A 19608-nucleotide genomic window follows, 5' to 3' on the forward strand; every position below is an offset into this window, starting at 1 on the left:
GTCACCTCTGACGCAGTTGCGCGGGGGTCGCAGGAGGCACCGTGCTCACCGCGTTCGCCCGGGCGTTCAAGACGCCCGACCTGCGCAAGAAGCTGCTCTTCACGCTCGCCATCATCGTGGTCTACCGGGTCGGTACCCACGTACCGATCCCAGGTGTCGACTACAAGAACGTCCAGACCTGCATCGACGTGGCCAAGGGCAACCAGGGTCTGTTCGGGCTGGTCAACATGTTCAGTGGTGGCGCACTGCTGCAGATCACGATCTTCGCGCTCGGCATCATGCCGTACATCACGGCGAGCATCATTCTGCAGCTGCTGACGGTGGTGATCCCGCGCCTCGAAGCCCTCAAGAAGGAGGGTTCGGCCGGCACCGCGAAGATCACGCAGTACACCCGTTACCTGACGGTGGCGCTGGCGATCCTGCAGGGCACCGGCCTTGTCGCGACCGCCCGCAGCGGCGCCCTGTTCAGTGGCTGCCAGGTCGCCAACCAGATCGTTCCTGACCAGTCGATCTTCCAGACCATCGTGATGGTCGTCACCATGACCGCCGGTACGGGCGTCGTCATGTGGCTGGGCGAGCTCATCACCGACCGCGGCATCGGCAACGGCATGTCGATCCTCATGTTCATCTCGATCGCCGCGACCTTCCCGTCCGCCCTGTGGGCGATCAAGACGCAGGGCACGCTGGCCGGCGGCTGGATCGAGTTCGGCACGGTCATCCTCGTGGGCCTCGTCATGGTCGGCCTGGTGGTCTTCGTCGAGCAGGCCCAGCGCCGCGTTCCGGTCCAGTACGCGAAGCGCATGATCGGCCGCCGGTCCTACGGCGGTACGTCCACCTACATCCCGTTGAAGGTGAATCAGGCGGGTGTGATTCCCGTCATCTTCGCGTCGTCGCTGCTCTACATTCCGGCGCTGATCGCCCAGTTCTCCAAGGACACTTCCGGCTGGAAAACCTGGGTTGAGCAGAATCTGACCAAGGGCAACCACCCGATTTACATCACCATGTACTTTTTGCTGATCGTGTTCTTCGCGTTCTTCTACGTGGCGATCTCCTTCAACCCCGAAGAAGTCGCCGACAACATGAAGAAGTATGGTGGCTTCATCCCGGGCATCCGGGCTGGCCGACCGACCGCTGAGTACCTCAGTTACGTGCTCAACAGGATCACCTGGCCGGGTTCGCTGTATCTGGGTCTGATCGCTCTCGTACCGACGGTGGCGTTGGTTGGCTTCGGGGCAAGCCAGAACTTCCCGTTCGGTGGTACCAGCATCCTGATCATCGTGGGTGTCGGTCTCGAGACGGTGAAGCAGATCGAGAGCCAGCTTCAGCAGCGCAATTACGAAGGGTTCCTCCGCTGATGCGAATCGTCCTCGTCGGGCCGCCCGGTGCCGGGAAGGGAACGCAGGCTGCGTTCCTCGCCAAGAACCTGGGGATTCCGCACATCTCCACGGGCGACCTCTTCCGCGCCAACATCAGCCAGGGCACGGAGCTGGGCAAGCAGGCCAAGGCGTACATGGACGCCGGCAACCTGGTGCCCGACGAGGTCACCATCGGGATGGCCAAGGACCGCATGGAGCAGCCGGACGCCGCGAACGGCTTCCTGCTGGACGGCTTCCCTCGTAACGTCTCGCAGGCCGAGGCGCTCGACGAGATGCTCAAGACCGAGGGCATGAAGCTGGACGCGGTGCTGGACCTGGAGGTCCCCGAGGACGAGGTGGTCAAGCGCATCGCGGGCCGCCGCATCTGCCGCAACGACTCGTCGCACGTCTTCCACGTGACGTACAAGCAGCCGAAGACCGAAGGCGTCTGCGACGTCTGCGGCGGCGAGCTGTACCAGCGTGACGACGACTCCGAGGACACGGTGCGCAAGCGCCTGGAGGTCTACCACAGCCAGACCGAGCCGATCATCGACTACTACAAGTCCCAGGGCTTGGTGGTCACGATCTCGGCCCTCGGCAAGGTGGAAGAGGTCACGGAACGCGCCATGGCGGCGCTGCCGCGGCCCTGAGCAGGGTTGCGAGTACGACGACAAGGCTGCTCCGGCTGGTCCGGAGCAGCCTTTGGCATGATCCCCGGGGGTTGATTTGATGTGGACATGCTCTGCACGGGTGAACTAGTGTTCGGATCATTGCAATCACACCGGCAACACCGGTGCTGTGCAACCTCATTGGGGAAAGAGGGATCATGATGAAGTCAAAGCTCGCTCGCGCCGCCGCAGTCATCGGCGCGTCCGCTGCCCTGGTCGTCGGGGTGAGCGCTTCGGCGCAGGCCGACAGCGACAAGCAGATCAACCTTCCGTCGGGCCGTGGGTACATGCACTTCCACGACGACGGCGATGTGTTCTCGGTCTGTGACACCAAGGCCGACGGCTACGGGGTGACCGGTGCTCTGTGGGTCCGGAACTCCGCCGGCATCACGTCGCGACTGTGGACCCTTGACGACGGCGGCGACTCCGGCTGCGACAAGAAGGGCGAGAACATCGGCCAGCTCTCCGTCTACAAGATGGAGGTCTGGTGGCACGGTGGCGGCGCTTCCGTCTGGTCGCCGGACTGGTTCAACGAGTAAACCGCGGACGAGTTCGTTCTCGACCCATGATGCGTGACCTGCTCGTGGGCTGAGATCAACTGCAGAGGGGCTGCTCCGGTGTTGCGGGAGCAGCCCCTTCGTTGTCCGTGGCGCAGCGGCCCCGTACGCGGTGAACTCCTTCGCTGTCTTTCACACCAACCGGCCAGATTCCTGTCCCAGTCGTCTCTCCCGTGGAGGTACGAGCATGGCTCCCGACCCGCATGCCCGCGCGGCGTTCAAAACGTCCTCTCCAGAGGCGCGACCGGCCGCGGACTCCGCCGAACGGCCACAACCGCCGCTGCGTCGTCGCAAGGCTCGACGCCTCGTGGTGGCGGCCGTCGTCGCTGCGGTCGCCGCCGCGGGGATCGCGGCGTCGCTCGCCCTGCGCGGCGGTGAAGCGCAGGGGCGGCCCGCGAGCGCGCCCGATGTCACGGGCGTGGCGGCGCACCCGGATCAGTCGCCGCCTCGAGAGCTGATCGCGGCGGGGAGGGCCGCCGTCTCGGCGTACTACACGATGAAACTCGTGAAGCAGCCGAACGGGAACGCGATCGGCACGTACGAGTGGCGGTTGCTCAACACGACCACCGAGCGGTACGAGAAGACCGACTGGGCCTGGCTGGACGTCGCCCCCGGGACGCGGACCGCGGCGGTGCTCGAGCGCGATCTGCCCGTCGACCGGATAGGGCTGCTGAACCTGGCCACGGGCAAGGTGCAGCGCTGGATCAAGGTCGACAGGAGCGTCGGCGGTGTGCAGTTCTCGCCGGACGGCAAACGCCTGCTGGCGACGGCGTACGGCCTCAACCCGGACGGTCTGTTCAAGGACGCGTCCTACCAGTGGAACGACAAGACCGTGCCGGGGCCGAAGCAGAGCCGCACCGGCTTCTACGTGATCGATGTCGCCTCCGGCAAGGCGGAGTTCGCCGAGCTGCCGGCCAAGAAGAGCGAGCAGGGGATCCCCGCCGGCGGGCGTCAGGACGTCCAGTGGAGTCGTGACGGGAAGCTGGTATGGGGAACCGGCGACGACAAGGCGGGCGTGATCTACTACGACGTGACCGGCAAGAGGATGCCTGCCCCGGATCAGGAAGCGCGTCAGTCCGACCCGGGAGCGGTCTGGTCCCCCGACGGAAACCTGGTGACCGGCGCCTTCGTGGGGGAGGGCGACAAGATCGTCTCCGAGGTGCGGGACGCGAAGACCGGCAAGCGGGCCGCGGTAGTGCCCGGCCAGCAGCTGCTCGCGTGGGCCGACAACAGTCACCTCATCGCCTGGCGGTGTGATCCCGAGCGCTGTAACCCCGGTACGGGGGAGTTCCGCAACCAGCTGCTCCTGGTCGGCCTGGACGGCAAGGCCACGCCGCTCTCCGGCTTCCGGACGGCGAAGGTGCAGGACGAGAGCCGCTGGTTCCCGGTATTCACCCGGCGCTGACCGGGCTGCGGCCGTGACCGGCGGGACCACGTGTTGCCACGCCGCCGGGGGCCGTACTGTTGTGGTGTACAAAACCGGACTGGCACCCGTAAGAAGGCAGAGCTGATGGTGCAGATCAAGACCCCCGAGCAGATCGCCAAGATGCGTGAGGCGGGGCTGGTCGTCGCCGCCATCCACGCGGCGACGCGTGAGGCAGCGGTGCCCGGGGCCACGACCATGGATCTGGACCAGGCCGCGCGCAAGGTGCTCGCTGAGCACGACGCGAAGCCGAACTTCCTCGGCTACGGCGGCTTCCCCGCGACGATCTGCACCTCGGTGAACGAGGTCGTGGTCCACGGCATCCCGTCCGACGAGGTCGTCCTCAAGGACGGCGACGTCATCTCCATCGACGCCGGCGCGATCATCGACGGCTGGCATGGCGACGCCGCGTTCACCGCGTTCGTGGGTTCCGGCCACGCCCCGGAGCTGCTGGAGCTCTCCCGGGTGACCGAGGAGTCGATGTGGGCGGGCATCGCCGCGATGAAGCAGGGCAACCGGCTCATCGACGTCTCGCGTGCGATCGAGACGTACATCCGCCGCCAGCCGAAGCCCGGCGGCGGCAAGTACGGAATCATCGAGGACTACGGCGGCCACGGCATCGGCACCGAGATGCACATGGACCCGCACCTGCTGAACTACGTCGAGAAGCGGCGCGGCAAGGGTCCGAAGCTGGTCCCCGGCTTCTGCCTGGCCATCGAGCCGATGGTGTCCCTGGGCACGCCGCGGACCGAGGTGCTGGAGGACGACTGGACCGTCATCACGACGGACGGCACGTGGTCCTCGCACTGGGAGCACTCGGTGGCGTTGACGGAGGAGGGCCCGCTGGTCCTCACCGCGCCGGACGGCGGCAAGGCCAAGCTGGCGGAGCACGGGATCACAGCGGCACCGGACCCGCTGGCTTGACGGCACCGGACCCGCGTGGCCTGACGTTGGCGGACCTGTTGGTCTGATGGCGCTGGGCCCGCGTGGCCCGGCGGTGGCGGACCTGTTGGTCTGATGGCGCTGGGCCCGCGTGGCCCGGCGGTGGCGGACCCGTTGGCCTGACGGTGGTGGGCCTGCTGGCCTGGCGGCGCCTGGCCCATTGGTCTGGAGGCGCCGGGCGGCTACGGCGGGTGGTGGTGTGATCGCCGTACGTCTGGGTGGAGCCGACCCGGAGGGGTTCGCGGTGACGCGTCGATGACCCCCGTTGCTTAACGATCTCCGTAGTGGGGCATTCTTTCTCGATTCGTCTTTCCGAGAGGCCTGACGTAGACTGACTCGTCGGCTCTCGTGCACCCGCATGTCTGCATGCGCTCGTGCGAAGTCGATCAAGGTAGTCGATTCGAAGGGCGAAGCGTGGCCAAGAAGCAAGGTGCCATCGAGATCGAGGGCACTGTCGTCGAGTCTCTTCCGAACGCCATGTTCAAGGTTGAGCTCCAGAACGGCCACCAGGTTCTGGCACACATCAGCGGCAAGATGCGTATGCACTACATCCGCATCCTCCCTGACGACCGGGTCGTGGTGGAGCTGTCTCCGTACGACCTGACGCGTGGCCGGATCGTCTACCGCTACAAGTAGATCTTGCCTTTACTCCGTGTTCCCGGTTCCGGGACGCGGGGGGTGGCACTGACCCGGAGAACCTCACCAATGAAGGTCAAGCCGAGCGTCAAGAAGATCTGCGACAAGTGCAGGGTGATCCGCCGTCACGGTCGGGTCATGGTCATCTGCGAAAACCCGCGCCACAAGCAGCGCCAGGGCTGACGCACGACCGCACCTTCTGCATCCGCAGATACTTCGCGCGACGCAAGCAGTACATGTTCATACGCAGAATCCAGGACTGAGTCTCTTCAGACCTGACACCCCCGGTCGGAGGCCGGGGACCCGGTTCGTACCGAATCTTCGACAAGAGGAGAGGACGGCGGGCGGGATCCGGTTCTGCGGAAGACCTCCGAACGACAACTGGAGCCATTGAATGGCACGCGTTTCCGGTGTTGACATCCCTCGCGAAAAGCGTGTGGAGGTCGCCCTGACCTACGTGTTCGGCATCGGCCGGACCCTTTCCCAGCAGACGCTGGCCGAGACCGGCGTGAACCCGAACACCCGCGTTCGTGACCTCTCCGAAGAAGAGCTGGTCAAGATCCGCGAGTACGTGGACGCCAACATCAAGACCGAGGGTGACCTCCGTCGCGAGATTCAGGCCGACATCCGCCGCAAGGTCGAGATCGGCTGCTACCAGGGTCTGCGCCACCGTCGTGGCCTGCCCGTCCACGGTCAGCGCACCAGCACGAACGCTCGTACCCGCAAGGGCCCGCGTCGCGCCATCGCCGGTAAGAAGAAGCCGGGCAAGAAGTAGTCCTCAGCGGACGCTTATCAGCGGTCTTCGCTGTAGGACCGACCACCTCCCGTAGGAGTAATAGATGCCCCCCAAGGGTCGTCAGGGCGCTGCCAAGAAGGTGCGCCGCAAGGAAAAGAAGAACGTCGCTCACGGGCACGCTCACATCAAGAGCACGTTCAACAACACCATCGTCTCGATCACGGACCCCTCGGGCAACGTGATCTCCTGGGCCTCCGCCGGCCACGTCGGCTTCAAGGGCTCGCGCAAGTCCACCCCCTTCGCCGCGCAGATGGCCGCCGAGTCGGCCGCCCGCCGCGCGCAGGAGCACGGCATGCGCAAGGTTGACGTCTTCGTGAAGGGCCCGGGCTCCGGTCGCGAGACCGCGATCCGCTCCCTCCAGGCCACTGGCCTCGAGGTCGGCTCCATCCAGGACGTCACCCCCACCCCGCACAACGGCTGCCGTCCGCCCAAGCGCCGCCGCGTCTGACGCACGGTTGTCTTAGGTTCCGGGCGGTACGTCTCTTCGGAGGCGTGCCGCCCGTACCCTTGCAGTAGCAGCAGGGCGTCAAATAGCGGGCGCCCATGACTGAAGGATCGCAACATGCTGATTGCTCAGCGTCCCTCGTTGACCGAAGAGGTCGTCGACGAATTCCGCTCCCGGTTCGTGATCGAGCCGCTGGAGCCGGGCTTCGGCTACACCCTCGGCAACTCCCTGCGCCGGACCCTCCTCTCCTCGATCCCGGGTGCGGCGGTCACGTCCATCCGCATCGACGGCGTTCTGCACGAGTTCACCACCGTGCCGGGCGTCAAGGAGGACGTCACCGACCTGATCCTCAACATCAAGCAGTTGGTCGTCTCCTCGGAGCACGACGAGCCGGTCGTGATGTACCTGCGCAAGCAGGGCCCGGGTCTGGTCACCGCCGCCGACATCGCGCCCCCGGCCGGTGTCGAGGTACACAACCCCGACCTCGTCCTCGCCACGCTCAACGGCAAGGGCAAGCTGGAGATGGAGCTGACCGTCGAGCGCGGTCGCGGCTACGTCTCCGCCGTTCAGAACAAGCAGGTCGGTCAGGAGATCGGGCGCATCCCGGTCGACTCGATCTACTCGCCGGTGCTGAAGGTCACGTACAAGGTCGAGGCGACCCGTGTCGAGCAGCGCACCGACTTCGACAAGCTGATCGTCGACGTCGAGACCAAGCAGGCCATGCGTCCGCGTGACGCCATGGCGTCGGCCGGTAAGACCCTGGTCGAGCTGTTCGGTCTGGCTCGCGAGCTCAACATCGACGCCGAGGGCATCGACATGGGCCCGTCCCCCACGGACGCCGCCCTCGCCGCGGACCTCGCGCTGCCGATCGAGGAGCTCGAGCTCACCGTTCGTTCGTACAACTGCCTCAAGCGTGAGGGCATCCACTCCGTGGGTGAGCTCGTCGCCCGCTCCGAGGCCGACCTCCTGGACATCCGCAACTTCGGTGCGAAGTCCATCGACGAGGTCAAGGCGAAGCTGGCCGGCATGGGCCTGGCCCTCAAGGACAGCCCGCCCGGATTCGACCCGACCGCCGCCGCCGACGCCTTTGGTGCCGACGACGACGCGGACGCCGGGTTCGTCGAGACCGAGCAGTACTAAGAGCTCGGGCCAGACGGTCCGTTTTCTGGTGCGGGTGCGCTGTGCCTGATCGCGCAGTTCCCCGCGCCCCTTCCGGGGCGCCCCTTCGGGGTCGCCCCGGATCTCCGACGGGCAATCGCCCGCTCGGACACTGACCCCGGTACCTGATACGGCCGGGGCAGACACCTAGGAGAAACACCATGCCGAAGCCCACCAAGGGTGCCCGTCTGGGCGGCAGCGCCGCGCACGAGAAGCTGCTCCTCGCGAACCTCGCGAAGTCGCTCTTCGAGCACGGCCGCATCACCACCACCGAGGCGAAGGCCCGTCGCCTGCGCCCGTACGCGGAGCGTCTGGTCACCAAGGCGAAGAAGGGTGACCTTCACAACCGCCGTCAGGTGCTTTCGGTGATCACGGACAAGAGCATCGTGCACACGCTCTTCACCGAGATCGGCCCGCGCTACGAGAACCGCCCGGGTGGCTACACCCGTATCACCAAGATCGGTAACCGCCGTGGCGACAACGCGCCCATGGCCGTCATCGAGCTGGTGGAGGCCCTGACCGTGGCCCAGCAGGCCACCGGTGAGGCCGAGGCGGCCACCAAGCGTGCCGCCAAGGACGCCGAGGTCAAGACCGAGGCTCCGGCCAAGGTCGAGGACGCCGCCGAGGCTCCCGCCGAGGAGTCGAAGGACGCCTGAGGCACTGCCTGGCTGTGAGCGGGTCCGTCCCTTCGGGGGCGGGCCCGCTTTCGCGTTTCCGGCACAGATGCCGGCCTTGAGAGGATCTAGGTGTGAGTGACGAAGTACAGCCCGGGTTCGTGCGGGTGCGTTTGGATCTGTCGTACGACGGGACCGAGTTCTCCGGGTGGGCCAAGCAGGCCTCGGGGCGCCGGACCGTGCAGGGGGAGATCGAGGACGCCCTCAGGACCGTCACGCGGTCCAGGGACACCACGTACGAGCTGACCGTCGCCGGGCGCACCGACGCCGGTGTGCACGCACGCGGGCAGGTGGCGCACGTCGATCTGCCAGCCGAGCTGTGGGTTGAGCACGAGGAGAAGCTGCTCAAGCGGCTGGCCGGGCGGCTGTCCAAGGACGTGCGGGTGTGGTCCCTGAGGGAGGCCCCCAGCGGGTTCAACGCCCGCTTCTCCGCGATCTGGCGGCGGTACGCCTACCGCGTCACCGACAACCCCGGGGGAGTGGACCCCCTGCTGCGGGGGCACGTCCTGTGGCACGACTGGCCGTTGGACGTCGACGCCATGAACGAGGCGGCCGAGCGGCTCGTGGGCGAGCACGACTTCGCCGCCTACTGCAAGAAGCGCGAGGGCGCCACGACCATTCGTACGCTCCAGGAGCTGAGCCTGGTGCGCGGGGACGACGGGGTCATCACCGCCACCGTGCGCGCCGACGCCTTCTGCCACAACATGGTGCGCTCGCTCATCGGCGCGCTGCTGTTCGTGGGGGACGGGCACCGCGGGCCCGACTGGGCCGGGAAGGTACTCGCGGCCGGCGTACGGGACTCGGCCGTCCATGTCGTACGACCGCACGGGCTGACGCTGGAGGAGGTCGGCTACCCCGCGGACGAACTGCTCGCCGCGCGCAACAAGGAGGCGCGGAACCGGCGGACGCTGCCGGGGGCGGCAGGGTGTGAAACCTGTTAGTAACATGCAAATTACGCGCAGATAGCTCCCATGTTGTCACTTACCCGGCGTAAGTCACTTGTTGGGCCTTACATCATTCTTACCTCTCGGATAGCTTTGCGCCTCTCGGCCCCGTGTTCGATACGGGGCCTTTTGGGGTGGGGATAACGCGGGCCGTCGGCCCGGAGGGTAGGAATGTCATCACTTGACTCTGCCCGCATGTCCGGAGGGGCCGGCGCTGGGGGGCGACGGACCGGACGGCACGGAGGACGACGTGGTGCCGTTGAGGCGCCACTCGGGCTGCTGCCCGCGCCGCCCTCGCATGCGGAGAAGTACTCGTACGTGAAGCGGCGCCTGTGGGTGCTGACTCTGGCCTCGGTCGTCAGCTTTGGCTGTCTGACCATCAGTCAGGTCGCGCTCGCCCAGGCCAGTCCCCTGATGTGGATCTTCGGCCCACCACTTGCCTTCACGGTGGTCTATTACCTGGTGTCGCTGAAGGTGAACGGTTTCACCAGGGACTTCGACTTCGCGTACCACCAGGAGCTGGTGCGTGGCTGGCGGCCGGCGGTCTACCCGACCGTCGACGTGTTCCTGCCGGTGTGCGGCGAGCCGATCGAGGTACTGCACAACACCTGGACGCATGTGCGGCAGTTGGCCGACCGGTATCCCGGGCGGTGCGTGCCCTTCGTGCTCGACGACGGCGCGAGCCCCGAGCTGGCGGCGATGGCCCGTGACTTCGGCTTCCGCTACGGCACCCGGGACAACCGCGGCTGGTTCAAGAAGGCCGGCAACCTGCACTACGGCTTCAGACAGTCGGACGGCAAGTACATCCTCATCCTCGACGCCGACTTCACGCCGCGCTCCGACCTCCTGGAGGAGCTGCTGCCGTACATGGAGGCCGACGAGCGCATCGGGATCGTCCAGTCCCCGCAGTACTTCCGGGTCCTGGACTCGCAGAACTGGATCGAGCGCGGGGCCGGGGCCGTCCAGGAGCTCTTCTACCGCTCGGTGCAGGTCTCGCGGCAGGGCAGTGACGGCGCGATCTGCGTGGGCTCCTGCGCCATCTACCGGCGCGCCGCCCTCGACACCAATGGCGGTACGACGCTCATCGAGCACTCCGAGGACGTGCACACCGGCTTCGACCTGCGCGGGCTCGGCTGGGACCTGAAGTACGTGCCGGTCGCCCTGTCGACCGGGGTGTGCCCGGACACGGCCGGGGCCTTCTTCAACCAGCAGTACCGCTGGTGCTCGGGGTCGATGTCGCTGCTCGGCAGCAAGAAGTTCTGGGACGCGCCGATCCGCTTCTCCAGTCGGCTCTGCTACATGTCCGGGTTCTTCTACTACATCCACACTGCGCTGTTCACCTTCGTGGCCCCGCTGGTACCGATCGTCCTGCTGCTGACCAGCCCCGAGATGCTCCAGGTCAAGCACCTGGTGTGGGTGCTGCCGAGCATCGTCTACACGGCCATGATCTTCCCGATGTGGCACAAGGCGCCCTACCGCCTGGAGGCCTGGTCGGCACGGATGATGTACGGCTGGGCGCATGTCTTCGCCATCTGGGACATCCTGCGCAAGCAGCGCATGGGCTGGCAGCCGACCGGCTCCAAGGGCGCGAAGAAGAACAAGACCCGGCGGTTCTGGCTGGGGATGTGGATCTGGAGCGGCGGGACGGCCGTGGTCTGGGTCGGCGCCGCCGTGTACCGGCTGTTCACCGGCTATCCGCCGGACTTCGCCCTCGTCCTGTCCTCCGGGCTGTTCTACGCGCTGGTGGTCGCCCGGGCGCTGATCCAGCCCAAGGAACACCACGCCGAGGTACGGCCTCAGGAGCTTCAGACCGTGGGTGACACCGCATGATCCGCAAGACCCTGCTCCCACTGGCCGTGGTGCTCATGTCCCTGGTGGGGGCATCCGGCTGCGGTGTGTTCGGGGGCGCGGACGACCCGCCCGCCGAGGCCGCGAGGGAACCGGGCGCCGGGGACTCCTCCGGACAGGCGGCGCAGCAGCGGCCGTACGACGTGGAGAAGTTGCTGCACCCCGCGAAGAAGTACTTCGGGGTCGCCGTTGACGGTGCGCCCAGCTCGATGAAGCCCGTGGACGCCTTCGCGAAGACGGTCGGCAAGAAGCCGAACATGGTCGGGTCGTACTCCTCGTGGGGTAACGGATTCAACGCCGAGGGCGCGAAGAACGTCTTCGACGACGGAGGGCTGCTGTACGTCTCGTGGGAGCCGTTCAAGCCCGGCCTCGGCGAGATCGCGGACGGCTCGCAGGACACGTACATCAAGAAGTTCGCGGCGAGCGTCCGCAAGACGGCCGTGCCCGTCGCGATCAGCTTCGGGCACGAGATGAACGGCCACTGGTACCCGTGGGGGACCAAGGACACTACGGCCGCGACCTTCGTGAAGGCATGGCGGCACATCCACGACCTCTTCCAGGAGGAGGGCGCCACCAACGTGGTCTGGGTGTGGAGCCCCAACGTGGTCAACCCCGTCCCGTCGGTGAAGCTGGAGCCTTACTGGCCCGGTGACGCGTATGTCGACTGGGTCGGCATCGTCGGGTACTGGGCGCAGACCGGCGCCCACACCTTCGACACGCTGTACGGACCCACCCGGCGGCAGGTGGCCGGGTTCACCGACAAGCCGGTGCTGATCAGTGAGACCTCGGCGGAGCCCGGGGAGCGGCGGCGTGACGATGTGCGCGGGCTGCTGGGCGGGGTCGAGGCGAACGACGACGTCATCGGCTTCCTCTGGTTCAACATCCCCAAGCGGGCCGACTGGCGCATCCAGAGCAGCCCGCTCGCCCTGGCTGAGTTCAAGCGCCTGATCGCCGACGACGCCTTCGGATTCGAGGTGCCGCGGTCATGAGCAATGAGCAGCAGTACTGGCAGCAGCAGGCCCCGCAGGCTCCACAGGTTCCGGAGGCTTCTCAGGTCTCAGGGGCCCCGTACGCCCCGCCCAGTCAGGAAACGTTTCTGCAGTATCAGCAGCCGACGCCGGGCGCCTGGCAGCAGCAGTACCCCCCGTACAGCGCCCCGCGGACACCCGGCGACGAGCCCGAAGCCGACTACTACGTGCCGCACTACACCGTCCTGGACCCCGAGCCCGAACCTGAGCCCGGGCCGGGCTATGTGCTCCCCGAGGTCCCCGTCTCCGCATGGTCGGTCGACAACAGCCGTTCGGCGTGGATCAGCCGCGCTGTGCTGGTGCTGATCCTGCTGGTGCAGGCCGGTCTGTCCTACCGGCTGGACGGCAGTGCCTTCCCGCAGGAGGCGAAGTTCCTCACCTCCGACGGAACGCTCTCGGGGCTGGTCTCCGGTGCCGGTCTGGCCGGAGCCCGGACGCTGAGCCTGGTCTGGGCGCTGGGCGCGACGGCCCTGCTCTTCGGCGCGACCCGGCTGCTGTTCAACGCGCGGGCCGGTCTCGCGGCCGCCGCGATGTACTCCGTACTGGAGTCGACCGCCTTCACCGGCCGCTATGCCTCCGCGCACTCCCTGTCGCTGTTCCTGCTCGCCGCGGCCCTGTGGCTGCTGGCCAGGACCCGGCAGTCGACGCCCGCGGCCGTCCTGGTGGCGGCGCCGTTCGCCGCGCTCGCGCCGTTCGCCGCCTACGCGGCGGCGCTGTACCTGCCTTCGCTGACCGTGCTGGCCGTACTGACCGCCTACCGCTTCCGCGGGGTCGGCGCCTTTGTGCGGGGCGCGCTCTTCGCGGCCGCGACCGGAGCCCTGTGCTTCGTGGGCGTCCGGCTGAACGGCACGCCGAGCGGCTGGAACGTGCACGGCACCGACAGCGCGCTGAGCCTGCTGAAGGAGAGCGCGCAGTGGGGCGGCATCGTCCTGCTCGTGGCCGTGATCGGCGCCGTCGGTTTCGTCCGCCGAGCCCGGATGGGCGAGATGCCCTGGGCCGAGGGCTCCGCGCCGGGTGCCGTCAGAAGGGCCTCGCTGGGCCTGACCCTGTGCGCCACCGCGCTCCTCGCTCCGCTCTACCAGGCATACCTGGGCAACGGCAGCTCACTGCACATCCACGTCGGCTTCGGGCTGCTCTTCGCCGTGCCGATGGCGGGCCTGGGCATCTCCCGGATGATGGGCGCGCATTTCCGCTACCCGCAGATCGGCATCATGATCTACGTCGCCGCGCTGGTCGTGGGCATGGCACAGACCCAGGACCTGTACCGGCCGCCGGACTCGGTCGGCATGATCGCCGCGCTGCGTGGGGTCGTGACCGAGAAGGGCGCCAAGGGCAGCTACCTCAGCGACGACCCCGAGATCTCCGCGTACTACCTGCGCACGCGGACCGATCCGGGCCAGTGGCACCGGGCCGCACGCGGTAGCGCGCTGGCGTCCGCCGTGAAGAAGGGCTCGTACGACGCGGTCGTGCTGCGTACCGCCTCCGTGCCCGCGGAACTGCGCGGGTCCAGGACGTACCGGCTGCTGGCCGTGGTGCGGTCCGCCGACAAGGACGGCGGACAGGCGCCGTACCGGATCTGGGTGAAGCGATGACGGCCTACGCGCAGACTCCGCAGACGGATCCCGAGCAGCCCGAGCAGCATCAGGAGGCGGAGGGGCGCGCGGCCAGACGGCGGGCGGACAGCGGCGGCGGCAAGGGCTCCGCGCTGCTCGTCTTCGCGCTGCCCGTGCTGGTCGCGCTGGCCTGTGTGCTGCCAGGACTCGGCGGCCGCCAGTTGTGGCGCGACGAGCATGCCACCTGGTGGGCGTCCACGCTGTCGTGGCACTACCTCGGACAGCTGATCGACCACATCGACATCGTCTTCACGCCGTACTACGCGGGCATGCACCTGTGGATCGCGGTGGCCGGTGACTCGCCGGCCGCGCTGCGGCTGCCGGAGGCGCTGGCCATGGGGATCTCGGCCGGTCTGGTGGCACTCCTGGGGCGGCGGATGTTCGCCGTGCGGACCGGACTGCTGGCCGGACTGCTCTTCGCGGTGGTGCCGGCGATCACGCGCTACGGGCAGGAGGCGCGGCCCTACGCCTTCGCGACCCTCTTCGCGCTGCTCGCGACGCTCTTCCTGCTGCGCGCCCTGGAGAAGCCGAGCCTGCGCGACTGGACGCTGTACGCGCTGGCGATCGCGGCCACCGGATTCGGCCACCTGGTCGCGATGTCGGTGCTCGCCGGACATCTGGGCCTGGTTGTGCTGGCGAAGCGGCGCGGCGACAGGATCGCGCACTACGCCTTCGCGGGCGCGGCGCTGCTCGGTCTGTCGATCACGCTCCCGATGGTGGCGAAGGGGTCGGGGCAGAGCGGGCAGATCGCCTGGAACACCACCACGACCCAGGACCTGGTCGACTTCCCGCAGGAGCTGTTCGGGTCGTGGATCACCGGCGGCGTCGTGATGGGGCTCGGCGTGCTGGGCCTGCTGGCGGCCCGCCGCTACGCGTTGCTGCTCGGGGCGTGGGCCGTGCTGCCGCCGGTGCTGACTTTCCTGACGGCCGACCAGCTCCATCTCTTCCTGCCGCGGTATCTCCTGTTCACCATCCCGGCGTGGACGCTGCTGATGGCCGCCGCGGTCACCCGGCTCACCGGGCGGCTCGAGCCCGAAGCCCGGTCCGGCGCCGTGGCGAAGGCGGTCGGCGGGGTACTGGTGACGGCCTTCGCCGCCGGATACGCCTTCGTGGCGTGGCCCGCGATCGGCGACGCCAAGAAGGACCTGCCCATGGAGCCGGACTACGCGGCGGCGGCGAATGTGATCGCTTCCGGGGAGAAGCCCGGCGATGGCGTGATCTTCAACGGCGGGCTGTCCGAGCGTCGCGCCATATCCTACGAGCTGCGGGACCGCAAGGCCCCCAAGGACGTGCTCATGGAGTGGACCCCGCAGCAGAACGGCTCGTACGGCGCCACCGAGTGCGGGCAGCCGACCCGTTGCCTCAAGGGCGTCGACCGGCTCTGGCTGGTGTCGACGATCGCCGACGGTCGGCCGCCGCTGACCGGCGCGGACAAGAAGAAGGCCGCGGCGATCGACGAGGACTTCAAGGCGACGCGCACGGTGCGGCTGAACCGCGTCGTCGTGCAGGTATTGGAGCGCAAGTAACGGTCGCCCCCATGGGCCCCTGGCACGAAGGTTGAGGAGACCGCCCGTATGCGGCTCACAGTCATCGGCACCGGCTATCTCGGTGCCACCCACGCCGCCTGTATGGCGGAACTCGGGCACGAGGTGCTCGGGGTCGACATCGACCCCGACAAGGTGGCCGCGCTGGCCGCCGGGCGGGTGCCCTTCCACGAGCCCGGGCTCGGTGAACTCGTCCGCGAGCATCTCGGCTCGGGACGGCTGCGGTTCACCACCTCCTACGAGGAGGCGGCGGCTTTCGGGCAGGTGCACTTCGTGTGCGTCGGGACCCCGCAGCGGAGCGACTGCGACGGCGCTGACCTGCGGTACGTCGACGCGGCGTTCGCGGCGATCGCCGCGCACGCGGCCGAGGACGCGTTGCTCGTCGGGAAGTCGACCGTGCCGGTGGGAACGGCCCAGCGGCTCGCGGACACCCATGCCGTGGAGGTCGCCTGGAACCCCGAGTTCCTGCGCGAGGGCTTCGCCGTCGACGACACCCTGCGGCCCGACCGGCTGGTGTTCGGCGTCGGCTCCGCACGTGCCGAGGCGATCCTGCGGGAGGTGTACGCCCCGGTCCTGGCTGCCGGGACGCCGCTGGTCACCGCGGACTTCCCGACCGCCGAGCTGGTCAAGACGGCCGCCAACGCCTTCCTCGCCACCAAGATCTCGTTCATCAACGCGATGGCGGAGGTGTGCGAGGCGGCGGGCGGCGACGTGTCCGTCCTGGCCGAGGCCATCGGCCACGACGACCGGATCGGCGCGAAATTCCTGCGCGCGGGTGTCGGGTTCGGCGGCGGCTGTCTGCCCAAGGACATCCGCGCCTTCGCGCACCGCGCCGACGAGCTCGGCGTCCCGCTCGGGTTCCTGCGCGAGGTCGACGCCATCAACATGCGCCGCCGTGACAAGGTGGTCGCGCTCGCCCGGGAACTGTGCGGGGGAGGAGTCCTCGGGGCCCGGATCGCCGTCCTGGGCGCCGCGTTCAAGCCGGACTCGGACGACATCCGCGACTCGCCCGCGCTGAACGTGGCCGCCCGGCTGCGGCTCGACGGCGCCGACGTCACGGTCTATGACCCCGAGGCGATGGACAATGCCCGCAAGGCGTATCCGCTGCTCGGTTATGCCGTCTCGGCCGAGGAGGCGCTCGGCGGGGCGGACCTCGTGCTGCATCTGACGGAGTGGCCGCAGTTCCGGGAGCTGGATCCGGGGCCGCTGGCGGCCCTGGTGTCCCGTCCGCGGATCGTGGACGGCAGAGGAGTGCTCGACGCGGACCGCTGGACCGCGGCGGGCTGGGAATTCCGGGCGCTGGGACGCCCCGCGCCCGGCGGGGAGGGGAGAAGAGCTTGACGCACGACATGGGGGCGGACACGGCGCTGACCGTGGTCATGCCGACCTACAACGAGGCGGCCAACCTGCCGCGGATGGCGGAAGCGGTGCTTCAACTGCCGCTCGACGGGCTTCACTTGAAGATCGTGGACGACTCCAGCCCGGACGGCACCGGCAGGATCGCCGACGAGCTGGCGGAGAAGTACAACACCAAGGGGCGGCGCCGGATGAGCGTGCTGCACCGCACCGAGAAGGACGGGCTCGGGCGCGCCTACGCGGCCGGGATGAGCCTCGCGCTCGACGAGGGCGCCGAGTACGTCGTCCAGATGGACGCCGACGGCAGCCACCCCGTCGAGGCCGTGCCCCGGATGCTCGGCACGGCCCTGGCCAACGGGGTGGGGCTGGTCATCGGCAGCCGGTACGTCGAGGGCGGCTCGCTGGACGAGGACTGGGGTACGCACCGCGTCCTGCTCTCCCGCTTCGCCAACCGGTACGCCCGTACCGTGCTCGGCACCCGGATCCGGGACATCACGGCCGGGTTCAACCTCTGGTCGGCCCAGGCCCTGCGCGACATCGACCTGGCCACGCTGGACAGCGCCGGTTACAGCTTCCAGGTCGAGCTGAAGTACAAGGCCGTACGGGCGGGGCACAGCGCCGTCGAGATCCCGATCCGCTTCGAGGAGCGGACCGAAGGGGTCTCGAAGATGACACTGAAGACGCAGCTGGAGTCGGCGTTGGTGCCGATCCGGCTGCGCATGAAGAAGAACTGACCCGGGACCCAGGTTCCGGGTCCCAGGTCCTGGGTACGGCGGCGGCCGGCCGGTTACTGGTTGGCCGCCGTCGACGCCTGGGCCTCGCCGCGGCGGCGGATCTGGCGGAAGGCGAACTCGGCCAGGTCGTCGCCGGTCCTGAAGACCTTGGCGTCCTTCGTCGTCACGTCCTTGCCGTTGTTGAAGCCGGCCAGCGTGAAGTAGGCGTAACGGCCGAAGGAGTTGGTGGTCGAGCGGCAGACCGCCGTACGGCAGAAGTTGGCGACGCCCTGGCCGGACAGCGAGGTGATGATGCTCTTGCCGTCCGCCTCGGACTTCGCCTTGACCGCCTGGGCCGCGGTGTTGAAGACCGCGACGCCGACGGTCACCGAGACGCCGTCCTTGGTGTAGGTGACGCGCATCATCCGGGTGCAGTCGTTCTTGTTGAGCACCGCGGGCAGCGTGCCCTGCACGGCCGACGCGCAGTTCGTCGTCGAGGCGGTGGGGCCCTTGCGGTAGACGCGGTCACCCATCGTGAGCTGCGAACCGGGGAAAAGGATGTCCGGGCTGAGCGGTGCGGTGTCCTTCTGCACGCTGGATATGAAGTCCAGCGGATCCAGCGGCGGCGGCGCCGAGGTCGGCGCGAACGTCGGTACCGGCGCCGTGCTGTCGCTCGGGATGCTCGCGGTGGCGGGCAGCTTGCTGGGTGTGTTCCCAGCCTGGTTGTCCCCGTTCGAGGAGACGACGGCCACGGCGACGGCAGCGCCGACCGCGATCGTGGCGACCGCCGAGCCGACGATCACCAGCAGTCTGCGCCGTCGGTTGCGTGCCTCGGACGCGTCGGCGAGTGCCGCCCAGTCCGGAGTCTGGTTCCGACGTCCCCAATCGGGTTGCTGAGAACCAGGCTTCCAGGGATCCCACGGAGGTTCCCCCTGCCCACCCTGCCCATAACTCATGCGCGCATCTTAGACGGGGTCCCGGGGGTGCCGGTCCGCACCGGAGGGCACTTGAGCCCCTAGCGTGACCTGAGTGCGCACGGGCAAAACTGACATCTCCGGGTGGTTGGTGCGACACGCTTCGGCAGGCTTCCAGGTGCGGGCCGTCGGGTGACGCCGGGTAGTCGGACCGTTGCGGAGGAAAGGACTGCCTTACTCTGTTTACAGGGACTGCTCGCGTGGCCCTGAGTGCTACGGCACTCGGGTCGCGAACCCGCGTTTTGACCCGTCCGGGCAACCGCGGGTACCCTTGCAGTTCGTTATGCGTATCGGCTTGGTCGTTCTCACGCGAGAGGCCGCTACGTAGGTTCCCTGGAGCAGTTACCAGTGGGCGGCATACGGGCATCGTTCCCGGCACTGTCGTCCCCAGCTGCACGATCGCTTCAGTGATGCCATGTGTCAGCACCCATCCACTGAAGAAGAAGGCTGCGAAGTGCGTACGTTCAGCCCCAAGCCCGGCGACATCACTCGCCAGTGGTATGTCATCGACGCCCAGGATGTCGTCCTGGGCCGTCTGGCCACCACTGCCGCGAACATCCTGCGGGGCAAGCACAAGCCGATCTTTGCGCCGCACGTCGATGCTGGTGACTTCGTCATCATCATCAACGCCGACAAGGTGCACCTCTCCGGCAACAAGAAGACCCAGAAGCTGGCGTACCGCCACTCCGGCTACCCGGGTGGTCTGCGCTCCGTCCGTTACGACGAGCTGCTGGCCAAGAACCCCGAGAAGGCCATCGAGAAGGCCATCAAGGGCATGATCCCCAAGAACACCCTGGGCCGTCAGGTGCTCTCGAAGCTGAAGGTCTACGCGGGCGAGAACCACCCGCACGCTGCTCAGCAGCCGGTCCCGTTCGAGATCACCCAGGTCGCGCAGTAGTTCCGGCCACCACCCCTAAGACAGAAAAGAATCTGA

The 19608-nt window shown here is 68.0% G+C and carries 20 protein-coding genes; 19 read left to right on the forward strand and 1 reads right to left on the reverse strand.

All coding sequences use genetic code 11. The features are described from left to right. Positions 1-41: 41 nt before the first annotated feature. The 18 genes from secY (at position 42) to OG798_RS31895 (ending at position 17721) form a co-directional block, all read left to right on the forward strand. The gene (gene secY, locus OG798_RS31810) at positions 42-1355 is read left to right on the forward strand and encodes a preprotein translocase subunit SecY (protein ID WP_095853102.1); all 1314 of its coding nucleotides are present in this window, start codon (positions 42-44) and stop codon (positions 1353-1355) included. Continuing rightward, entirely contained in the window at positions 1355-2005 is a 651-nt protein-coding gene (locus tag OG798_RS31815; RefSeq protein ID WP_328758060.1) for an adenylate kinase, read from the forward strand. The genes secY and OG798_RS31815 overlap by 1 nt, the downstream gene beginning before the upstream one ends. Before the next feature lie 176 nt (positions 2006-2181). After that, on the forward strand, positions 2182-2562 hold the full coding sequence (locus tag OG798_RS31820) for a hypothetical protein (RefSeq protein WP_095853100.1): 381 nt from the start codon (positions 2182-2184) through the stop codon (positions 2560-2562). A gap of 205 nt (positions 2563-2767) precedes the next feature. Beyond that, positions 2768-3985: a WD40 repeat domain-containing protein gene (locus OG798_RS31825; RefSeq protein ID WP_328758061.1), complete on the forward strand. Its 1218-nt coding sequence runs from the start codon at positions 2768-2770 to the stop codon at positions 3983-3985. A gap of 105 nt (positions 3986-4090) precedes the next feature. Beyond that, complete coding sequence (gene map, locus OG798_RS31830) at positions 4091-4927, forward strand: type I methionyl aminopeptidase (RefSeq protein ID WP_067367076.1); 837 nt, start codon at positions 4091-4093, stop codon at positions 4925-4927. Between the two features lie 432 nt (positions 4928-5359). Further along, positions 5360-5581, forward strand: a complete 222-nt coding sequence (gene infA, locus OG798_RS31835; protein WP_003948620.1) for a translation initiation factor IF-1 — start codon at positions 5360-5362, stop codon at positions 5579-5581. 69 nt (positions 5582-5650) lie between these two features. Then, positions 5651-5764: a 50S ribosomal protein L36 gene (gene rpmJ, locus OG798_RS31840; RefSeq protein WP_003998809.1), complete on the forward strand. Its 114-nt coding sequence runs from the start codon at positions 5651-5653 to the stop codon at positions 5762-5764. A gap of 211 nt (positions 5765-5975) precedes the next feature. Then, positions 5976-6356, forward strand: a complete 381-nt coding sequence (rpsM, locus tag OG798_RS31845) for a 30S ribosomal protein S13 (RefSeq protein ID WP_060901485.1) — start codon at positions 5976-5978, stop codon at positions 6354-6356. A 64-nt stretch (positions 6357-6420) separates the two neighbouring features. Then, positions 6421-6825: a 30S ribosomal protein S11 gene (rpsK, locus tag OG798_RS31850; RefSeq protein WP_003956432.1), complete on the forward strand. Its 405-nt coding sequence runs from the start codon at positions 6421-6423 to the stop codon at positions 6823-6825. A gap of 114 nt (positions 6826-6939) precedes the next feature. Beyond that, a complete protein-coding gene (locus OG798_RS31855; protein WP_003966937.1) occupies positions 6940-7962 on the forward strand; it encodes a DNA-directed RNA polymerase subunit alpha in 1023 nt (340 codons plus the stop codon). Between the two features lie 179 nt (positions 7963-8141). Continuing rightward, positions 8142-8636, forward strand: coding sequence for a 50S ribosomal protein L17 (gene rplQ / locus OG798_RS31860; RefSeq protein WP_075028513.1), 495 nt, complete (start codon positions 8142-8144; stop codon positions 8634-8636). Between the two features lie 92 nt (positions 8637-8728). Continuing rightward, positions 8729-9595 (forward strand): tRNA pseudouridine(38-40) synthase TruA, encoded by an 867-nt coding sequence (truA, locus tag OG798_RS31865; RefSeq protein ID WP_328758062.1) that lies wholly within the window; start codon positions 8729-8731, stop codon positions 9593-9595. A 174-nt stretch (positions 9596-9769) separates the two neighbouring features. After that, positions 9770-11428: a glycosyltransferase family 2 protein gene (locus OG798_RS31870; protein WP_435863950.1), complete on the forward strand. Its 1659-nt coding sequence runs from the start codon at positions 9770-9772 to the stop codon at positions 11426-11428. Next, positions 11425-12435 carry a glycoside hydrolase family 26 protein gene (locus tag OG798_RS31875; RefSeq protein ID WP_328758063.1) on the forward strand — a complete coding sequence of 337 codons (1011 nt, stop codon included), beginning with the start codon at positions 11425-11427 and terminating at the stop codon, positions 12433-12435. The genes OG798_RS31870 and OG798_RS31875 overlap by 4 nt, the downstream gene beginning before the upstream one ends. Next, positions 12432-14066 carry a hypothetical protein gene (locus OG798_RS31880; RefSeq protein WP_328758064.1) on the forward strand — a complete coding sequence of 545 codons (1635 nt, stop codon included), beginning with the start codon at positions 12432-12434 and terminating at the stop codon, positions 14064-14066. The genes OG798_RS31875 and OG798_RS31880 overlap by 4 nt, the downstream gene beginning before the upstream one ends. Continuing rightward, the gene (locus OG798_RS31885; protein ID WP_328758065.1) at positions 14063-15613 is read left to right on the forward strand and encodes a glycosyltransferase family 39 protein; all 1551 of its coding nucleotides are present in this window, start codon (positions 14063-14065) and stop codon (positions 15611-15613) included. The genes OG798_RS31880 and OG798_RS31885 overlap by 4 nt, the downstream gene beginning before the upstream one ends. A gap of 48 nt (positions 15614-15661) precedes the next feature. Next, positions 15662-16972 (forward strand): UDP-glucose dehydrogenase family protein, encoded by a 1311-nt coding sequence (locus tag OG798_RS31890; RefSeq protein ID WP_328758066.1) that lies wholly within the window; start codon positions 15662-15664, stop codon positions 16970-16972. 8 nt (positions 16973-16980) lie between these two features. After that, positions 16981-17721: a polyprenol monophosphomannose synthase gene (locus OG798_RS31895; protein ID WP_328760105.1), complete on the forward strand. Its 741-nt coding sequence runs from the start codon at positions 16981-16983 to the stop codon at positions 17719-17721. Between the two features lie 53 nt (positions 17722-17774). Here the strand turns inward: OG798_RS31895 and OG798_RS31900 are convergent, their stop codons facing one another. Then, on the reverse strand, positions 17775-18656 hold the full coding sequence (locus OG798_RS31900) for a hypothetical protein (RefSeq protein ID WP_095853092.1): 882 nt from the start codon (positions 18654-18656) through the stop codon (positions 17775-17777). 472 nt (positions 18657-19128) lie between these two features. Between OG798_RS31900 and rplM the strand changes: the two genes are divergently transcribed. Then, positions 19129-19572: a 50S ribosomal protein L13 gene (rplM, locus tag OG798_RS31905; protein ID WP_060895272.1), complete on the forward strand. Its 444-nt coding sequence runs from the start codon at positions 19129-19131 to the stop codon at positions 19570-19572. Positions 19573-19608: the final 36 nt, after the last annotated feature.

This window comes from Streptomyces sp. NBC_00271, from assembly GCF_036178845.1.
In the GTDB taxonomy this organism is placed as follows: Bacteria; Actinomycetota; Actinomycetes; order Streptomycetales; family Streptomycetaceae; genus Streptomyces.

Excerpts from the sequence above, each read along its gene's own strand:
- OG798_RS31815 (WP_328758060.1), top strand. The coding sequence starts at position 1,355 with ATGCGAATCGTCCTCGTCGGGCCGCCCGGTGCCGGGAAGGGAACGCAG.
- OG798_RS31820 (WP_095853100.1), top strand. The coding sequence starts at position 2,182 with ATGATGAAGTCAAAGCTCGCTCGCGCCGCCGCAGTCATCGGCGCGTCC.
- OG798_RS31825 (WP_328758061.1), top strand. The coding sequence starts at position 2,768 with ATGGCTCCCGACCCGCATGCCCGCGCGGCGTTCAAAACGTCCTCTCCA.
- map (WP_067367076.1), top strand. The coding sequence starts at position 4,091 with ATGGTGCAGATCAAGACCCCCGAGCAGATCGCCAAGATGCGTGAGGCG.
- rpmJ (WP_003998809.1), top strand. The coding sequence starts at position 5,651 with ATGAAGGTCAAGCCGAGCGTCAAGAAGATCTGCGACAAGTGCAGGGTG.
- rpsM (WP_060901485.1), top strand. The coding sequence starts at position 5,976 with ATGGCACGCGTTTCCGGTGTTGACATCCCTCGCGAAAAGCGTGTGGAG.
- rpsK (WP_003956432.1), top strand. The coding sequence starts at position 6,421 with ATGCCCCCCAAGGGTCGTCAGGGCGCTGCCAAGAAGGTGCGCCGCAAG.
- OG798_RS31855 (WP_003966937.1), top strand. The coding sequence starts at position 6,940 with ATGCTGATTGCTCAGCGTCCCTCGTTGACCGAAGAGGTCGTCGACGAA.
- rplQ (WP_075028513.1), top strand. The coding sequence starts at position 8,142 with ATGCCGAAGCCCACCAAGGGTGCCCGTCTGGGCGGCAGCGCCGCGCAC.
- OG798_RS31870 (WP_435863950.1), top strand. The coding sequence starts at position 9,770 with ATGTCATCACTTGACTCTGCCCGCATGTCCGGAGGGGCCGGCGCTGGG.
- OG798_RS31875 (WP_328758063.1), top strand. The coding sequence starts at position 11,425 with ATGATCCGCAAGACCCTGCTCCCACTGGCCGTGGTGCTCATGTCCCTG.
- OG798_RS31880 (WP_328758064.1), top strand. The coding sequence starts at position 12,432 with ATGAGCAATGAGCAGCAGTACTGGCAGCAGCAGGCCCCGCAGGCTCCA.
- OG798_RS31885 (WP_328758065.1), top strand. The coding sequence starts at position 14,063 with ATGACGGCCTACGCGCAGACTCCGCAGACGGATCCCGAGCAGCCCGAG.
- OG798_RS31890 (WP_328758066.1), top strand. The coding sequence starts at position 15,662 with ATGCGGCTCACAGTCATCGGCACCGGCTATCTCGGTGCCACCCACGCC.
- OG798_RS31895 (WP_328760105.1), top strand. The coding sequence starts at position 16,981 with ATGGGGGCGGACACGGCGCTGACCGTGGTCATGCCGACCTACAACGAG.
- OG798_RS31900 (WP_095853092.1), bottom strand. The coding sequence starts at position 18,656 with ATGAGTTATGGGCAGGGTGGGCAGGGGGAACCTCCGTGGGATCCCTGG.